Source organism: Lentzea sp. NPDC036949 (genome assembly GCF_055608075.1).
Genome location: NZ_JBVJRA010000006.1, coordinates 208831 through 225884 on the forward strand (window position 1 = coordinate 208831; position 17054 = coordinate 225884).

17 protein-coding genes are annotated in these 17054 nt (G+C 73.2%); 6 read left to right on the forward strand and 11 right to left on the reverse strand.

All coding sequences use genetic code 11. The features are described 5' to 3' along the window. Positions 1 to 6 precede the first annotated feature (6 nt). From ACZ7CD_RS18830 to ACZ7CD_RS18840, 3 genes are read right to left on the reverse strand one after another with little or no spacing between them, the layout of a single operon-like run. The gene (locus tag ACZ7CD_RS18830) at positions 7 to 774 is read right to left on the reverse strand and encodes an ABC transporter ATP-binding protein (RefSeq protein WP_360389635.1); all 768 of its coding nucleotides are present in this window, start codon (positions 772 to 774) and stop codon (positions 7 to 9) included. Continuing rightward, positions 771 to 1820, reverse strand: a complete 1050-nt coding sequence (locus ACZ7CD_RS18835) for a FecCD family ABC transporter permease (RefSeq protein WP_360389638.1) — start codon at positions 1818 to 1820, stop codon at positions 771 to 773. The genes ACZ7CD_RS18830 and ACZ7CD_RS18835 overlap by 4 nt, the downstream gene beginning before the upstream one ends. Further along, the gene (locus ACZ7CD_RS18840; protein WP_470370387.1) at positions 1813 to 2796 is read right to left on the reverse strand and encodes an ABC transporter substrate-binding protein; all 984 of its coding nucleotides are present in this window, start codon (positions 2794 to 2796) and stop codon (positions 1813 to 1815) included. The genes ACZ7CD_RS18835 and ACZ7CD_RS18840 overlap by 8 nt, the downstream gene beginning before the upstream one ends. An 88-nt stretch (positions 2797 to 2884) precedes the next feature. Between ACZ7CD_RS18840 and ACZ7CD_RS18845 the strand changes: the two genes are divergently transcribed. The 4 genes from ACZ7CD_RS18845 to ACZ7CD_RS18860 all read left to right on the forward strand — a co-directional run bounded on the left by ACZ7CD_RS18845 (position 2885) and on the right by ACZ7CD_RS18860 (position 7461). Beyond that, positions 2885 to 4096 carry an MFS transporter gene (locus ACZ7CD_RS18845; RefSeq protein ID WP_470379357.1) on the forward strand — a complete coding sequence of 404 codons (1212 nt, stop codon included), beginning with the start codon at positions 2885 to 2887 and terminating at the stop codon, positions 4094 to 4096. Further along, positions 4093 to 4818, forward strand: coding sequence for a TauD/TfdA family dioxygenase (locus ACZ7CD_RS18850; RefSeq protein WP_470379358.1), 726 nt, complete (start codon positions 4093 to 4095; stop codon positions 4816 to 4818). The genes ACZ7CD_RS18845 and ACZ7CD_RS18850 overlap by 4 nt, the downstream gene beginning before the upstream one ends. Before the next feature lie 136 nt (positions 4819 to 4954). Beyond that, on the forward strand, positions 4955 to 6367 hold the full coding sequence (gene rox, locus ACZ7CD_RS18855; RefSeq protein ID WP_470379359.1) for a rifampin monooxygenase: 1413 nt from the start codon (positions 4955 to 4957) through the stop codon (positions 6365 to 6367). Between the two features lie 182 nt (positions 6368 to 6549). Continuing rightward, positions 6550 to 7461: an ArsR/SmtB family transcription factor gene (locus ACZ7CD_RS18860; protein ID WP_360389650.1), complete on the forward strand. Its 912-nt coding sequence runs from the start codon at positions 6550 to 6552 to the stop codon at positions 7459 to 7461. Between the two features lie 33 nt (positions 7462 to 7494). On the opposite strand, the gene ACZ7CD_RS18865 is transcribed toward ACZ7CD_RS18860, so the two are convergent. The 4 genes from ACZ7CD_RS18865 to ACZ7CD_RS18880 are packed head-to-tail and all read right to left on the reverse strand — an operon-like array spanning position 7495 to position 10476. Beyond that, positions 7495 to 8541 (reverse strand): ABC transporter ATP-binding protein, encoded by a 1047-nt coding sequence (locus ACZ7CD_RS18865; RefSeq protein WP_470379360.1) that lies wholly within the window; start codon positions 8539 to 8541, stop codon positions 7495 to 7497. Then, positions 8538 to 9326 carry a molybdate ABC transporter permease subunit gene (modB, locus tag ACZ7CD_RS18870; protein WP_360389656.1) on the reverse strand — a complete coding sequence of 263 codons (789 nt, stop codon included), beginning with the start codon at positions 9324 to 9326 and terminating at the stop codon, positions 8538 to 8540. The genes ACZ7CD_RS18865 and modB overlap by 4 nt, the downstream gene beginning before the upstream one ends. Next, a complete protein-coding gene (gene modA, locus ACZ7CD_RS18875) occupies positions 9323 to 10060 on the reverse strand; it encodes a molybdate ABC transporter substrate-binding protein (RefSeq protein ID WP_470379361.1) in 738 nt (245 codons plus the stop codon). The genes modB and modA overlap by 4 nt, the downstream gene beginning before the upstream one ends. A 17-nt stretch (positions 10061 to 10077) precedes the next feature. Next, positions 10078 to 10476, reverse strand: coding sequence for a TOBE domain-containing protein (locus ACZ7CD_RS18880; protein ID WP_360389658.1), 399 nt, complete (start codon positions 10474 to 10476; stop codon positions 10078 to 10080). A gap of 409 nt (positions 10477 to 10885) precedes the next feature. Here ACZ7CD_RS18880 and ACZ7CD_RS18885 point away from each other — a divergent pair, with 409 nt between their 5' ends. Together ACZ7CD_RS18885 and ACZ7CD_RS18890 are read left to right on the forward strand one after the other, a co-directional pair. Further along, entirely contained in the window at positions 10886 to 11902 is a 1017-nt protein-coding gene (locus ACZ7CD_RS18885; RefSeq protein WP_470379362.1) for a gamma-glutamylcyclotransferase, read from the forward strand. A gap of 11 nt (positions 11903 to 11913) precedes the next feature. Then, a complete protein-coding gene (locus ACZ7CD_RS18890) occupies positions 11914 to 12546 on the forward strand; it encodes a VOC family protein (protein WP_470373606.1) in 633 nt (210 codons plus the stop codon). On the opposite strand, the gene ACZ7CD_RS18895 is transcribed toward ACZ7CD_RS18890, so the two are convergent. The 4 genes from ACZ7CD_RS18895 to ACZ7CD_RS18910 are packed head-to-tail and all read right to left on the reverse strand — an operon-like array spanning position 12507 to position 17054. Further along, positions 12507 to 13883, reverse strand: a complete 1377-nt coding sequence (locus ACZ7CD_RS18895) for a cellulose binding domain-containing protein (protein WP_470379363.1) — start codon at positions 13881 to 13883, stop codon at positions 12507 to 12509. The two genes, ACZ7CD_RS18890 and ACZ7CD_RS18895, sit on opposite strands and share 40 nt — an antisense overlap. Beyond that, the gene (locus ACZ7CD_RS18900; protein ID WP_360389667.1) at positions 13880 to 15319 is read right to left on the reverse strand and encodes a beta-N-acetylhexosaminidase; all 1440 of its coding nucleotides are present in this window, start codon (positions 15317 to 15319) and stop codon (positions 13880 to 13882) included. The genes ACZ7CD_RS18895 and ACZ7CD_RS18900 overlap by 4 nt, the downstream gene beginning before the upstream one ends. Then, positions 15316 to 16137: a carbohydrate ABC transporter permease gene (locus ACZ7CD_RS18905; RefSeq protein WP_360389670.1), complete on the reverse strand. Its 822-nt coding sequence runs from the start codon at positions 16135 to 16137 to the stop codon at positions 15316 to 15318. The genes ACZ7CD_RS18900 and ACZ7CD_RS18905 overlap by 4 nt, the downstream gene beginning before the upstream one ends. Further along, positions 16134 to 17054: a carbohydrate ABC transporter permease gene (locus ACZ7CD_RS18910; RefSeq protein WP_458431723.1), complete on the reverse strand. Its 921-nt coding sequence runs from the start codon at positions 17052 to 17054 to the stop codon at positions 16134 to 16136. Before ACZ7CD_RS18910 ends, ACZ7CD_RS18905 begins: the two co-directional genes overlap by 4 nt.

Genomic DNA, 17054 nt, shown 5'->3' on the forward strand with positions numbered 1-17054 from the left:
CCCCCTTCAACGAGCCGGTTCGCGGTAGCCGACGGCCAGGTGGCCCAGGCCGTCGCGACCGATCTCGGCGTCCACTTCGAACACTTCACGCAACAACGGCGCCGTCAGCACCTCGGTGGCGCCGCCCTGCGCCACCAGGGCACCGCGGTGCAGCAGGACCAGCCGGTCGCAGTAGCGGGCGGCCTGCGCGAGGTCGTGCAGCGCCACCACGACGGTCTGCGGTGTGCCGCTGACGAGCTCCATCAGCTCCAGCTGGTGCCGCACGTCCAGGTGGTTGGTCGGCTCGTCCAGCAGCAACGCCCGCGTCTCCTGGGCGAGCGCGCGCGCCAGGTGCGTGCGCTGGCGTTCGCCACCGGAGAGCTGCTTCCACGGCCGGTCCGCGAGGTCGGCCAGGTCGAGCCGGTCCAGCGCGGCCGCGACCACCTCCCGGTCGTGCGCGTCCGGTCCGCGCCAGCGCGACCGGTGCGCGGTGCGGCCGAGCATCACGACCTCGGCGACGCGCAGGTCGCTGTCGGTGTCGGCGGTCTGCTCGACGAAGGCCAGCCGCAGCGCGCGGTCGCGGGGACCCAGCGACGCCGCGTCCGCACCGTCCCAGCGCACGGCTCCGGCGACCGGTGTGCGCAGGCCGGCCAGGCACCGCAGCAGCGACGACTTGCCGGACCCGTTGGGGCCGATCAGCCCCACCGTCTCACCGGGCTCGACGACCAGCTCGACGTCCCGCACGATCGCCTTGCCCGGCACGCCCCAGTCCAGGTGCTCCGCGGAGATCCTCACAGCTCTCCCCTCCTGCGCAGCACCAGCAGGAACAGCGGCACGCCCAGCAGCGCGGTGAACACGCCGACCGGCACCTCCAGCGGCGCGAACACCACGCGCGTCACCGCGTCGGTCCACACCAGGAACACCGCGCCGACCACCGCCGACAACGGCAGCAGCCGCCGGTGCAGCGGCCCGACCAGGAACCGCACGCCGTGCGGCACGATCAGCCCGACGAACCCGACCGCCCCGACGGCCGCCACGGCGACGGCGGTCAGCACCGACGTCGTCACCAGCAGCACGATCCGGGTGGTCCGCACGTCCACACCGAGCGAGGCGGCGGTGTCGGTGCCGAACGCGAACCCGTCCAGCGCCGCCGAGCACAACCACACGACCAGCAACCCCAGTGCGAGCACGACCGCGCACACGGCGACCGACGACCAGCGCGCCGACGCCAGCGACCCGAGCAGCCAGTGGGTCACCGCGCGGATGCTGTCGGCGTCACCGGAGGACAGCAGGATCAACGACGTCAGCGCCGCGAACAGCTGCCCGACGACGACACCGGTGAGCACGACCCGCACGGAGTCCAACCCGGTGCGCCGCAACAGCAGCATCAGCACGGAGAACGCGACGAGCGCACCGATCAGCGCACCTCCCGTGACCCCGAGCCGCGACCCGCCGAACCCGAGCACCACCACGACGACGGCGCCGGTCGAGGCACCCGAGGACACCCCGAGCAGGTAGGGGTCGGCGAGCGAGTTGCGGGTGACGCTCTGCAGCGCGGCACCGCACACGGCGAGCGCGGCGCCCACCAGTGCGGCGAGCAGCACCCGCGGCACCCTCAGGTCCCAGATCAGCGAGTCCTGCAACCGGGACAGCGGCACGACCGGCACCCCGAGGCGCCCACCGACGGCCCTGCCGATCTCCGCCCAGCCCGTGCCTGCGCCGATGCGGACGGCGAGCACGAGCGAGAGGACGAGGAAAGCGAGGCACAGCACCGTGGTCAGCGTGCGCCTGACCGGTTCCGGTGGTGCGGGTGGTTCAGCGAGCACAGCGGTGTCAGCCACCCGCGACCTCGTCGAGGCCCTTGCTGAACGCGCGCAGCGCGTCGACCGTGCGCACCGACGGGTCCATCTCGATGCCGGGCAGCTCGATGACCCTGCCGCCCTTCAGCGCGTCCAGCTGCGCGACCGCCGGGTGCTCGCGCATCATGGCGAGCTTCTCGCTCGCCTTGTCACCGGGGTTGCCGCGTTCGGACAGGTCACCGACCACGATCACGTCGGGGTTGCGCCGCGCGATCTCCTCCCACGACACCTCCGGCCACTCCTGCGCGACGTCGTCGAACACGTTGACCGCGCCCGCGATCTTGCTCATCTGGCTCGGCATGCCGTCGCGGCCGGCCACGTACGGCACGTCCTTGAACACCGAGTAGATCCACACGACCTTGGGCGCCCTGGGTCGTTTCGCGCCCGCGGCCTGCACTTCGGCCACCGCGGCGCGTTGTTCGGCGGCAAGCGCGTTCGCCTTGTCGGCCACCCCGAGGAACTTGCCGAAGTTCTCGTAGTCGCGGAACAGCCGTTCGAACGGCGGCGTGGTGCCGTCCGGGCAGTTCACCGCGCTGACGTAGCTCGGCACGCCCAGTTCCGCGAGCTCGTCGCGGGTGCCGGCGCGGTCGGTGGTGAAGTGCTCCTCGAACGACGACACCACGACGTCCGGGTTCGCCGCGCGCAACGGTTCGGAGGTCAGCACCTTCGGCGAGAGCACCGGGATCTTCGCGTAGGCCTCGGCGAACCTGGGCGACACCTTGGTCTTGAGGTTGGCCGTGCCCGCCATGCGGTCGGCGACCCCCAGTGCCAGCAGGGTTTCCGTGGAGTTCTGGTCCAGCGTGACGACCCGCTGCGGCGTGCCGGTGAAGGTCAGCTGCTTGCCGCAGCTGTCGACCACGACCGACGACGCCGGCGCGGCCCCTCCTCCCGGTGCGGCGCAGCCGGCGACGAACGCCGCGGCGGTGAGCGCCAGGCCGAGCCGGGCGGCGTGTGACATCGGATCCTCCAGTGCGAGACGACAGCGGTGTCCGTTACTGTAACGACAACCATTTTCAACACAAGCCCCAATCCGGAAGGTCGGCCGCGTGGTTCACGACACACTGCCCCCACCCGCCCCCGTGCTCAGGAACGTGGCGTTCCTGCGGCTCTGGACGGCGACCACCGCGTCCGGCATCGCCACCTGGGCGCTGCCGTACGTGCTCGGCCTGGCCGTGCTCGACCGCACCCTCACCGCGGTGGAGCTGGGCGTGCTGCTGGCCGCACGCACCGCCGGGTTCCTCGCCGCGGTGCCGATCAGCGGCGTGCTGGCCGACCGCTACGCCCGTCGCCGCGTGGTGCTCTGGTCGGGGCTCACGGCGGCCGTCGCGGCACCGGTGCTCGCGTTCTTCGTCGGGAGCTCCCTGCCGCTCATGGCGGTTGCCGCGGTGGCGATGGGCGCGGGCCAGGGCGCGTGCCGCCCGGCGTTCCAGGCGCTGACCGCCGAGGTGGTGCACGAGGACCAGCGCCAGCGGGCCAACGCCGCGATGACACTCTCGGTCCGCGTCACGACGCTCGTCGCACCCGGCCTCACCGCGTTGCTCGCGCTCGTCGCGACCACGGAGGCGCTGCTGCTCGGCATCGGCGCGCTGTGGCTGGTGGCAGCGCTGGTTCCGCCGCGCGGCAACGACTTCGCGGGCACGGCGGGCAGGCCGCGGTTCTTCGCCGAGTTCGCCGAGGGCGTGCGGGAGGCCCGCCGGCACCCCTGGTTCCTGGCCGGCCTGGGCGCGCTGACGGCCGTGATCGCCACCGGCTACTCCGCGACCGGCGTGGTGCTGCCGCTGGTCAGCCGCGACCGCTACGGCACGGAGGCCGTGCTCGCCGGCGCCCTCACCGCCTACACGCTCGGCGCGCTCGCCGGCGCCCTGCTGATCGCGCGCTGGCGGCCGAAGCACGCGGGCTGGACGGCGTTCGCGGGCCTGGCGCTGTACGGGTTCGCGCCGCTGAGCCTGCTGCTGCCGGTGCACCCGGCGGTCGTGCTCGCCGCCTACGCGGTGGCCGGTGTCGGCATCGAGCTGTTCAACGTGCCGTGGTTCACCGCCACCCAGCGCGAGGTCGAACCGTCCAAGCTCGCCCGCGTGTCCTCTTTGGACTTCCTGATGTCGTACGGCCTCGCGCCCGTCGGCCTGGCGCTGATCGCCCCCGCCATCGCGCACTTCGGTGCCACCGCGGTGCTCGCCGGGTGCGCCGTGGTCTGCTTCGCCGCTCCCGCGGTGGCCGCGCTGGTCCCGTCGGCGCGCGACTTCCGGGCCAGGTCGTGATCCCGGCCCGGCTGCCGGCCACCTCGCCCCAGGCCCGTGCCGCGCTGACCGGCACCGGCGCGGTGGTCCTCACCGGGCTGCCGGTCGAGCCCGGCTCGCTCGCGGTGGCGGCGGCGGTGTTGTTCGGCAGCGGGGTGCGCGAGCTGTACCCGCACCGCACGCGCAGGTCCGTGGACGGCGGCCCGCTGCCGTTGCACGCCGACAGCTTCGACGTCGTCGTGGACGTCGGCGGCAGGCAGGTGCGGCGGCGGCACCCCGACGAGGACTTCGTGCTCCTGCAACTGGTCGAGCAGGCGCCGTCGGGCGGTGAGTCGTTCGTCGTCGACGCGCACGCGTTCACCGACTCGCTGCCGGCGGACCTGCGGGCGTTCCTCACCGACGTCGACGTCGACCTGTACGGGCGGTGGGCCGGCGTCCGCGGCCTGCCCGCCACACCGCGGGTCGCGCGGCACGTCGAGCACACGCGCACCGGGCGGCGCATCACCCGCCGCACCGACGGTGCCGCTCCCCTTCACCGCGACCCCCGGAGCGACCACGTCACGGCGATGCTGCGGCGCCTCGACGAGGAGGTGGCCCGCGTGCAGCCGACGCTGCCGAGGTTCCGGCTCGACGAGGGCGACGTGCTGGTGCTCGACAACTACCGCTGCTGGCACGGCCGCGACGCGCACACCGGCACACGCACGGTGCACATCCAGACGATCCGCACGGACGACGCAGCCTGAGCGGGTCCACACACGACAAAGGGAGGAAGCGCGCTTCCTCCCACTTCAACATATAGCGCACAGGGGGCCTTGCCACAAGACCCTGTGCCTGCCCCACACTTCACCGCGCATTGCTTGGTGAACGGGGGAGCAACACATGTATGACGTGATCATCGTCGGCGGCGGGCCCACCGGCTTCATGCTGGCCGGGGAGCTGCGCCTGCACGGTGTGCGCGTGGTCGTGCTGGAACGGGAGCAGCAGCCGACGCCGGTGGTGCGGGCGCTCGGCCTGCACGTGCGCAGCATCGAGCTGATGGACCAGCGGGGGCTGCTGGAGAAGTTCCTGGAGCTGGGGACGAAGCACGAAGCGGGCGGGTTCTTCGCCGGCATCCTCAAGCCGTGGCCCGCGGACATGGACACCGCGCACGGCTACATCCTCGGCATCCCGCAGCCGCTGACCGACCGGCTGCTCACCGAGCACGCCGTCGGGCTGGGCGCCGAGGTCCGGCGCGGCAGCGAGGTCGTGGGCCTGACGCAGGACGACGAGGGCGTGACGGCCGCGCTGGCCGACGGGAGCACGGTGCGCGGCCGCTACCTGGTGGGCTGCGACGGCGGCCGCAGCACGGTCCGCAAGCTGCTCGGCATCGGCTTCCCCGGCGAACCCGCCCGGCTGGAGACGCTGCTGGGCGAGATGCAGGTGACGATGCCGCTCGACGAGCTCACGGCGCGGGTGGCGGAGATCCGCAGGACCAACCCGTGGTTCGGCGTGGGCCCGATGGGCGACACGTTCCGCGTCGTCGTCTCGGCCGATGACGTCCGGCAGGACCGCACGCCGCCGACCCTGGACGACTTCCGGCGCCGCCTGGTCGCCGTCGCGGGCACGGACTTCGGCGTGCACTCGCCGCGCTGGACGTCCCGGTTCAGCGACGCGACCCGGCAGGCCGAGCGCTACCGGTCCGGCCGGGCGTTCCTGGCGGGCGACGCGGCCCACGTGCACCCGCCGGCCGGTGGCCAGGGCCTCAACCTCGGTGTGCAGGACGCGGTGAACCTCGGCTGGAAGCTCGCCGCGGCGGTCCGCGGCTGGGCGCCCGCCGACCTGCTCGACAGCTACCACGCCGAACGGCACCCGGTGGGCGCCGCCGTGCTGGACAACACCCGCGCGCAGGTGCAGCTGATGACACCGGAACCGGGTCCGCAGGCGGTGCGCAGGCTGCTCGGCGAGCTGATGGACCTGGAGGGCGTCACCCGCCACCTGATCGAGAAGATCACCGCGGTCGGCATCCGCTACGACTTCGGCAGCGACCACCCGCTGGTCGGGCGGCGGCTGAAGGACGTGCGGCTCAAGGACGGCCGCCTGTTCGAGCTGCAACGCACCGCCCGCGGCCTGCTGCTCGACCAGACCGGCAGGCTCTCGGCGCGGGGCTGGGCTGACCGGGTCGACCACGTGGTCGACGTGAGCGAGGAGCTGGACGTGCCCGCCGTGCTGCTGCGGCCGGACGGGCACGTCGCGTGGGCCGGTGACGACCAGGACGACCTGGAGGAGGTGCTGCCCCGCTGGTTCGGCGCCTGAGCGCCGGTGCGGCGCCGGGAGACCACGACCCGCAGACGGGTGCGGCACAAGGGATTGACTCCCCCGGTACGGTTGCTGGCGGTGACCTGTTCAGGGGGAGGTTGCTTTTGCTGCGTATCCATTTCTCGGCAGGAGATCTGGAGCGGACGCAGGTCGCGGATCACGTCGATCCGTTGTGGGAGATGGTGTTCAGCTGGTTGCGGCTGACCGAGCGGGACAGCGGCCTGCTGTTCGAGCCGTGGTTGCGCGCGGTCCGGCGCGGCCCCGCGCGGGAGGCGGTCCGCGCCGGCGTGGGTGTGCTGTCCGTGCTGGCACCGCTGGGCCCCTACTTCCCGGACTTCCTCACACCGCCCGAGGGTGCGCACGGGCTGTCCAGCGCGCTCGCCGCGATCAGGTCGACTCCGCGCGCCCGCCTGCGCGCGGAGTTCTCGCTGCTGGCCGCGATCCGCCCGACTCCGGAGTGGACGCGTCCGCTCGTGGAGGGCGACGGCGCGGCACTGGAGGACCTCACCGGCACCCTCGCCCGCTACCACTGCGCCGTGATCGAGCCGTACACCGACCTGGTCGAGGACGCGGTGGAGACCGACCGCGTGCACCGCGCGGGCTTCGACGGTGTCGAGGGCCTGCTGCGCGGCATGTGGCCGTTGATGAACTGGCGCCCACCCGTGCTGGAGGTGCAGTACTCCTACGACCGCGACCTGCACCTCGGCGGCCGCGGCCTGCGGCTGGTGCCGTCGTACTTCTGCCGCCGCACACCGGTCGCGCTGGCCGACCCCGGTCTGCCGCCCACGCTCGTCTACCCGGTGCACCACGACTGGACGTGGCGCCGCCAGCTCTCCTCCGGCAGCCGGCCGGAGGGCGCGCTGGCCGCGCTGCTGGGCACCACCCGCTCGTCGGTGCTGGCGGCGGTGGGCACGGGCGCGACGACCACGGAGCTGGCGTCGCGGCTCGGGGCGTCGCCGTCCGCGGTCAGCCGGCACACGACCGTGCTGCGGGAGGCGGGTCTGCTCACGACGGTCCGGCGGGGACTGTCCGTGCTGCACCGGCGGACGGCGCTCGGGTCAGCGCTGCTGTGCGGGCACGACCACCGCTGAGCGGCGGCGGGGAGGTCGTGACGGCGGTGGGGGTCAGACCGGGTACGTGTGCGTCTCGGTCGCCTTCACCGCCGCCCACACCTCGTCCCCCGGCCGCAGCCGCAGCTCGGCGAGGGTCGCCGTCGTGATGTCGGCGAGCACCGACGGCGCCCCGTCCAGCCGCACCCGCGTGGTGTGGGCGTGCTGTTCGACGGCGGCCACGGTCACCGGCCACGTGTTGCGCGGGCTGCCGGTGGGCCGGTCGAGGTGCAGGCCCACGGCGGTGGGCGGGAACGCCACGTGCACCGCGCCGTGCGCGGGCGTGGCGACGACCAGGGTGCCGCCCTCGTCCAGCGCCACCGCGGTGCCGTCGGCGGTGCCGCGGTAGAGGTTGAGGCCGACGAGGTTCGCCACGTAGTCGGTGCGCGGGCGGCGGGCGACCTCCGCGGGCGGTCCCTCCTGGACGGCGCGGCCGTCCTCCAGGATCACCAGGCGGTCGGCCAGCACCATGGCGTCGAGCGGGTCGTGCGTGACGAGCAGGGTGTGACCGGTGAAGCCGGTGAGCACCCGGCCGAGCTCGGCACGCACCTGGAGGCGGGTGCTCGCGTCGAGGGCGGCCAGCGGTTCGTCGAGCAGGAGCAGGCTCGGGCCGGTGGCGAGGGCACGGGCCAGCGCCACCCGCTGGGCCTGGCCGCCGGACAACGCGCGCGGCTTCGCCCCGGCGTGGCCCGCGAGGCCGACGCGGTCGAGCCAGGTCGCGGCCACCGCACGGGCCTCGGCCCTGCGGGTGCCCCGTGCGCGCAGGCCGAACGCGACGTTCTCCAGCGCCGACATGTGCGCGAAGAGCAGGTAGTCCTGGAACACCACGCCGATCGGGCGTTCCTCGGCCGGCAGGTACCGGCCCGGACCGTCCCAGACCGACTCCCCCACCGCGATCCGCCCGCCGGTCAGCGGCTGCAGCCCGGCCAGTGCGCGCAACGCGGTCGTCTTGCCCGCGCCGTTCGGGCCGAGCAGCGCCACCACCTCGCCGGGGGCGATGGTGAGGTCGAGGTCCAGGTCGAAGTGCGCGCGGGTGACCCGCAGAGAAGCGGTCAGGGTCATGACGGCCCGCTGATCCACCGGTCGCGCAGACCGGCCAGCACGCCCACGGACACCACCAGCAGCACCACGCTCAGCACGACAGCGGCGTCCGGGTCCGTCTCCAGGGCGAGGTAGACGGCCAGCGGCATGGTCGTGGTCTCGCCGGGGAAGTTGCCCGCGAACGTGATCGTGGCACCGAACTCGCCCAGCGCCCGCGCCCAGCACAGCACCGCGCCCGCGACCACACCGGGCAGCACCGACGGCAGGGTGACCCGCCGGAACGTGAGCCACCGCGACGCCCCGAGCGTGGCGGCGGCCTCCTCGAACCGCGGGTCGGCGGCCCGCAGCGCCCCCTCGACGGAGATCACGAGGAACGGCATCGCCACGAACGCCTCCGCGAGCACCACCCCGGCCGTCGTGAACGGCAGCGAGATCCCGAACCACGCGTCCAGGTGCTGCCCGACCAGCCCGCGCCGCCCCAGCACCAGCAGCAACGCCACACCGCCCACCACCGGCGGCAGCACCAGCGGCACGGTGACGAGCGCACGCAGGAACCCCCGCCCCGGCAGCCCCGAGCGCGCGAGCAGCCAGGCCAGCGGGATGCCGAGCACCAGGCACAGCGCGGTGGCCAGCGACGCGCAGACCAGGCTGAGCCGCAACGCCTCCCCGACCTCGGCGCTGAGCAGCCCCGGCAGCTCGGTCCACGGCGCCTTCACCAGCAACCCGGCCAGCGGCACCAGCAGGAACGCCAGCCCGAGCAGCGCGGGCAGCAGGAGGACGACCGGCAGCCGGTGACGCCTGGTCACGGCCCGTCGAACCCGGCGGCGCTCAGCGCGGACCGGCCCTTCTCCGACAGCACGAGCTCGACGAAGGCACGGGCAGCGGCGGCGTTGGGGGCCTTGGCGAGCGGCGCGATCGGGTAGTCGTTGACGGCCTGGTCGGCTTCGCTGAAAGCGATGCCCTCGACCCTGTCCCCCGCGGCCTGGACGTCGGTCTTGTAGACCAGGGCCGCGTCGACCTCACCGAGCGAGACCTTGGTGAGCACCGCCTTGACGTCCTGCTCCAGCGTGTCCGGCTGCGGGGTCACCCCGGCGAGGCCGAAGACCTTCTTGGCGGCGGCACCGCACGGCACCTGCTCCGCGCACAGGGCGATCTTGCGGCCCCGGTCGGCGAAGTCGGCCAGCCCGGTGACCTTCCCCGGGTTGCCCTTGGGCACCACGATCCGCAACCTGTTCCTCGCGAACGTGCGCGGCGCCTCGGTGATCGCCCCGGTGTCGGCGACCTGCTGGAGGTTCGCGGGCGCGGCACTGGCGAACACGTCAGCGGGCGCGCCGTTGGTGAGCTGCTGGGCGAGCGCCGAGCTGCCGCCGAAGTTGAACCTGACCCTCGTGCCGGGGTGGGCGGCCTCGAAGTCCCTGCCCAGCGCCGTGAACGTCTCGGTGAGCGACGCAGCGGCGAACACCGTGACGTCCCCGCCGATCCCCCCGGCCGCCGGCTCGGCGGACCCGCACCCCGCGAGCCCCAGTGCGATGAGTGCCACGAGCGGACGACGCACGGTCAGGCCTCCGGGATCTCGACGACGACGTGGGTGGACTTGATCGACGCGACCGCCACGCTCCCGGCCTCGAGGCCGAGCTCGTCCGCGGCCTCCCTGCTCATGAGCGACACGACCCGGAACGGCCCCGCCTGCATCTCGACCTGCGCCATCACACCGTCCTTGAGCACGCGCGTCACGATTCCCCGCATCCGGTTGCGCGCCGACGCCGCCACCGTCGTCCCCGCCTCGGTGCCCTCGGCCACCCGCTGCGCGAACGCCGCGAGCTCCTTGCCGTCGATCGCCTTGCGCCCGTTCTCGGCCACGGTGGCCGCGAGCCGCCCCTGGTCGACCCACCGGCGCACGGTGTCGTCGCTGACACCCAGGAGGGCGGCGGCCTCGGTGATCCGCAGATTCGGCATGATGCGCATCCTATGTCCCGCGCCTGCGGACACAAGGGCCACCCGATTGCGGCTTCTGCGGAACACACCGCCGGGTGCTCGCCCGTCCGGCGCACCACCGCGCGTCCTGCCCCCGCCAGCCACCGCACCCGCGTGCCGGTGCACCCGCGTCCCGCAATCCCGCCCGCCCCAGCGCCCCCGCACCCCGCGTCTCGGTCAGCCCAGCCCGCCCCGCACCCCCGCACACCCCCAGCGCGCCCGCGTCCCGCAATCCCGCGCGCCCCAGCGCGCCCGCACCCCGCGCACCCCGCGTCCCGCTCAGCCCAGCCCGCCCCGCACCCCCGCACACCCCCAGCGCGCCCGCGTCCCGCTCCCAGGCGCACCCCTGGCACCCCGCGTCCCGCTCACCCCCCGCCCGTACCCTGATCCCATGATCACTTCCACGGCGCGGGCCAGGGTCGTGGCCCGGATCGCCGACCACCTCGCGAGCCGGGACCCCGGACACCCGCTGCGCGTCGCCGTCGACGGCGTCACCGCGGCCGGCAAGACCACCCTGGCCCGCGAGCTCACCGCCGCCGTCGCCGAGCGGGGCCGTCCCGCCGCCCACCTGTCCATGGACGGCTTCCACCACCCGCGCGCCCACCGCCACCGGCGGGGCCGCGACTCCGCGGACGGCTACTACGCCGACGCCTACGACTTCGCCGCGGTCGCCCGCGAGGTCCTCGGCCCGCTCGGTCCCGGTGGTGACCGCCGCTACCGCGAGCGCATCCTCGACCTGCGCGCCGACACCCCGGTCGACGAACCGCCGCTGACCGCCGCCGACGACCTCGTCCTCGTCGTGGACGGCAGCTTCCTGCAACGCGACCTGACCTGGGACGAGGTCGTCTTCGTCGACACGGCGTTCGAGGTCGCCAAGACCCGCGGCACCCGGCGGGACGCCGAACTGCTGGGCGGCGCGGCGGAGGCGGCGCACACGTTCGAGCACCGCTACCACGCCGCGAGCCGCCGGTACCTCGCCGAGGCGAACCCCGTCGGCAGGGCCACCGTCGTGGTCGGCAACGACGACGTCGCGCACCCCGTGCTGCGCCGCATCGGCGGCCCGGCCGGCGCCACCGCCCGGCTGTTCTCCTACGGCACCCTGCAGCTGGAGGCGGTGCAACGCGAACGCTTCGGCCGCGTGCTCGCGGGCGAGCCGGACCTGCTGCCCGGCCACCGGCAGGACTGGGTCACGATCACCGACCCGGACGTGGTCGCGGTCAGCGGCACCGACCGGCACCCGATCGTCCGCCGCACCGGCGACCCCGCCGACACCACCAAGGGCACCGTCCTGACCGTCACCGCCGAGGAGCTGGCCGCGGCGGACGTGTACGAGGTCGACGACTACCGGCGCGTGCTCGTGGCGCTCGGTTCCGGCCCCGCGTGGGTATACCTCGCCAAGACGGACTGAAGGAGGCGCTCGTGCGGATCGACCACCTGGTGTACGCGGTCCCGGACCTGGAGGCCGGGGTCGACGAGTTCGAGCGGCTCTTCGGCGTCCGCGCCGCCGGCGGCGGGCAGCACGTCGGCATGGGCACCCACAACCGGTTGCTCGCCCTCGGCCCGCACACCTACCTGGAGCTCATCGCCCCCGACCCGGCGCAACCCGAGCCGGCCCTGCCCCGGCCGTTCGGCGTGGACGGCATGACCGGGCCCGGTCTCGTCGGCTGGGCCCTCGCCACCGACGACATCGACGCGGCACGGGACCACGCGGCGGCGAACGGCCACGACCCCGGACCCGTCATCGACGGCCAGCGGCGCACCCCGGAGGGTGGCCTGGTCACCTGGCGCCTCACCACGAACGCGCTGCAGGGCGGTGTGATCCCGTTCCTGATCAGCTGGGGCACCACCCCGTCACCCGCGACCACCGCACCGCAAGGCCTGGAGCTGCGGCACTTCCACGTCGAACACCCCGACGACATCACCCCGCAGCTGCGCGCGCTGCAAGCCGACGTGGAGACGGCGAAGGGCCCGGAGCCCGCGCTGACAGCGCGGATCTCCGGGCCCGGGGGCACTCACACGTTGTCGACGTGGTCCACGCCGGAGCCGCGGTAGCCGTTCACCGCGGACGTCACCTGCGCGGGCGAGAGGACGCGGTCCTTCGCGAAGTACACCCAGTCGACCTCCTGCTGGTAGGCCCGCTCCGCACCGCTGCCGACCAGGCCGCCGGAGATGAACCACAGGTTGAAGTTGATCGACATCGGCGTCTCCGGGTAGTACCTGTCACCGTGGTCGGCGACCTGCGTGCCGTCGATGAAGTACTTCACCCGGCCGCCGCCGACCTGGATCACGAGGTCGTGCCAGCCCGCCCAGCTCTGCCGCTGCTCGGTGTGGACGTTGTCGGCCACCCACGGCTCGTTCTGGTAGGTCTCCCAGGTCGTCTCGTACATGATGTTGGCCGGTTCGCCCCAGCCGCCGTTGGGCAGGTACTCGAAGTCGAGCTCACCGTAGTTCGGGTCCATCGGCGCGTTCAGCGGCGTGATGGTGAAGAACGTCTGCACCACGTGGTCGCCGTCCGGGCCGAACACGGGGGCGTCGGAGAACTTCACGCGCGCGGCGTAGGTGCCCTCGAAGAACTTGCGCTGGTGGAACACCTCGGTCTGCGCGGCGGCCGAGCCGTTGTTCCACGAGTCCAGGCGCATGACCTTCTGGCCGCCCACGGTCGGGAACGTCACCCGCGACGGGTCCCAGGTGGCACCCGGCACGCCGGGACCGCCACCGCCGGAGCGCACGGTCCAGCCGCGCTGGGCGATGCGGCTGTCGCCGGAGCTCGCGTAGTTGAAGTCGTCGAAGAGCGCGGGACCGCTGCCGGGGTTGGACGGCGTGGTGGTCGTCGTGCTCGTCGTCGGGCCGGTGCCGCCGGGCGGGGTGCCCCACAGCAGGGTGCCGCCGCGGTGCACGGTCACCCGGTTCCACGCCGAGTAGGTCGAGTCGGCGCGGTAGGAGTAGTCGTCGCTCTGGACGATCCGGCTCCAGTTGCTGCGGTAGAACCGCAGCTGCAGGTCACCGGTGTCGGTGCCGGGGCTCAGCGTGCCGGCGCCCGCGGTGAAGCCGACCTCCAGGTAGCGGTCGGCGGGGCCGCCGGACAGGGTGCCGAACTGGCCGGTGACGTTGCCGCAGCCGCGCACGGCCCACGAGCAGGCGAACCGGTAGCCGACGTCCGGGGTGTCGGACCGGAAGTAGTAGCGGACCTTCACCTCGGACAGCGGAACGGTGGTGGTACCGGTGTTGACGACCTTCAGCCACGGTTCGACCTGGTCGACGGACGCGGCGGCGGCGCTGGTGCGGTGGTGCGCGGTGAGGGCGTCGGCGGCGAACGCCGACGGCGCGGTCGCGAGGCCCGCGACCGTCAGCGCGGCTGCGGTGAGTGCGGTCAGGGTGCGTTTCTTCACGAGTCTCTCCTGGGTACGGCAGGGGTGGACCGGGAGACGAGCTCCTCTCTGGTCTGGAGTGGACGGAGGCCCAGCTCGGCGAGCCGGGCGTTGTGCGGCCGCATGCGGGTCACGAAGCCCTCCCACGACGGTGTGGCGGCCCAGAGCGTGTCGGCGAGGGCGGCCAGGCGGGGGAAGGCCTGGTGTTCCAGGTGGTGGCGGGTGCGGACGTGCTCGGTCCAGAGCTGGCACTGGGCGCCGAGCACGCCCTCGGGCAGCGGCACGTGGTAGACGTCCTGCGCGGTCACCACGAAACCGGGCTGGCCCGGTGGTTCGCCGGGCGAGTCGGACTGCGGGTAGTCCAGGTAGGTCGAGGTGTGCGGCGCCATCACGACGTCCTGGCCGCGTCGCAGCGCCGCCACGGCCTGGTCGGCGTCGCGCCACGGCATCACGACCGACCGCGGGTCGCCGGTCGGTTCCCACGCGACCGGTGTGCGGCCGTTGTCCAGCAGGAACTCCACGGCCTGGCGCAGGAACCAGCCCCGTTCCTCCTCCGGCAGCGGGCACTCGTCACCGCCGATGTGGACGTGCTGACCGGGGAAGATGTCAACGACCTCGGCGAGCACGTCCCGGCAGAACCGCACCGCGTCCCGGTTGAACGCCGAGTCGCTGATGCCCCAGCCGGTCCAGACCGGCAGGTTCCGCCCGTCACCCAGCTCGGGGTAGGCGGCGATGGCGGCACGGGCGTGACCGGGCATCTCGACCTCCGGCACGATCCGCACCCCGCGGTCGGCCGCGTGCGCCACCAGCCCCTCCAGCTCGGCGCGCGTGTAGCTGCCGCCGTGCGGGACGCCGTCGCCGTTCGTCTCCGGCCGCCACCCGCCGACCTCGGTCAGCCGCGGGTAGCCGGGCACCGGCAGCCGCCAGCCCTGGTCGTCGGTCAGGTGCAGGTGCAGGACGTTCAGCTTGTGCACGGCCATCAGGTCGACGAACCGGCGCAGCACGTGCACCGGCTGGAAGTGCCGTGCGACGTCGAGCATCAGCCCGCGCCACGGCAGCCGCGGCACGTCCCGCACGTCCACACCCGGCAGCACCCAGTCCACATCGGACACCCGCGTGGACCGGTAGACCTGCGGTGGCAGCAGCTGCCGGATCGTCTGGACGCCGTGCCCCAGGCCGGCGGTCGTGCCGGCGCGAAGCAGGACGCCGTGCTCGTTGACGGTCAGCGCGTAGCCCTCTGCGCCGAGCCCGACGAGCCGTTCGTCCAGCGCCACGACGATCCGCCCGTCGGCGGTCGAGGGCAGCGGCAGCCCGGTGGCCGGTCGCAGCACCGCGCGCAGCAGCCGCGCGGCGCCCTCCGCACCGGGGGCGGGCCTGATCCCGGTCTCCGCGGTGAGCGTGAACCCCTTGCCCCTGGCGACCACGCGCATGGGCTGTGGCACGAGCACTGGTGTCATCCCTTCACCGCTCCCCCGACGATGCCGGTCGTGACCCGGCCCTGCAGCACGACGAAGATCAGCAGCACCGGCAGCATGAACAGCGTCGAGGCGGCCATCGTGGCGCCCCAGTCGGTGCCGAAGGTGTTCTGGAACGACGACAGCCACACCGGCAGCGTGCGGTCGTCCTGGTCCTTGATGATCAGCACGTTGGCGAACGCGAACTCGTTCCAGGCCGTGATGAACCCGAACAGCGAGGTCGCCAGCAACCCCGGTGCGAGCAGCGGGAAGACCACCCGCCGGAACGCCTGCCCGCGCGAGCAGCCGTCGACCAGCGCCGCCTCCTCCAGGTCCGGCGGGATGGCCGCGAGGAACCCGCGCAGCGTGACGATCGTGAACGGCAGCGTGATCATGAAGTAGACCAGCGTGAGCATCCAGAGCGTGTCGAGCATGCCGGTGTCGCGCGCGATCACGTAGATCGGGATCAGCAACGCCTCCCACGGCGTCATCTGCGCGATGAACACCATCAGAACGAACGCCCGCCGCCCCCGCCACCGCAGCCGCGCCACGGCGTAGGCCGCGAGCAGGGCCACCAGCAGCGCCAGCAGCACCGCGCCGCCCGCCACGAGCAGGCTGTTGCGCCAGAACGAGGAGAAGCCCTGCGCCGAGACCGCGGTGCCGAAGTGCTCGAACGTGACCGACACCGGCAGGAACGTCGGTGTCGCGCTCTGGATGTCCCGCGTCGGCTTGATCGCGGTCAGCACCATCCAGTACACCGGGAACACCGCCACGGCGAACACGACGAGCGCCGCGACCGTCCTGAGCACCCGCCCGGTCATGCTTCCCGCTCCTGCCGGTAGAGCACGCGGAAGTACGCGAGCAGCGCGATCACCAGCAGCAGCACCATGAGCATCGACACCGCGGCGCCGAGGTCGTAGCGCTGCAACGACTGCGCGACCTGGAAGGCGTACACCGGCAGCGTCGTCGTCGACTGGCCGGGCCCGCCCTGGCTGACCACCCAGATCTGCACGAACGCCTTGGCCACCCAGATCACCTCCAGGCACGTGACCAGGCCGAACATCGCCCTCAGCAGCGGGAAGGTGATCGTGGTGAACACCCGCCACGCGCCGGCGCCGTCGATCCGCGCCGACTCGTACAGTTCAGTCGGCACTGTGACCATCGCGGCGTACAACGACAAGGCGGCGAACGGCACGGACTGCCAGACGACCAGGCCGACGAGGATGCCGAACGTGGCCTCGCCGTCGGCGAACCACGTGTAGTCGCGGTACTGCTCGAACCCGAGCGCGACGAGCAGCCAGTTGACCACGCCCAGCCGGGACTGGAAGAGCCACTGGAACACCGTGGTGGCCGCGATGACCGGCGTGGCCCAGGTGAGCACCAGCCCGCCCATCACCAGCAGCCGCAACCACCTCCCCAGCCGCATCAGCAGCAACGCGACCAGCGTGGACAGCACCATGATCAGCACGACGTTGACCGCGGTGAACCACAGCGTCCTGCGCACCACGGCCCAGAACTCCGGGTCGGCCAGCACCTCGGCGTAGTTGGCGAACCCGACGAACTGCGCGTCGCCGCGCACCAGCTCGGGCAGCCCGAACCGCTGGAACGAGATGACCACGTTGCGCACCAACGGGTACACCAGCAGGTACGCGGTGGTGAGCACGGTCGGCGCGATCAGCAGGTACGGCAGCACCACGCGCTTGCGGCGCTTCGGGGAGGGTGGAGCGGCCGCTGTCAC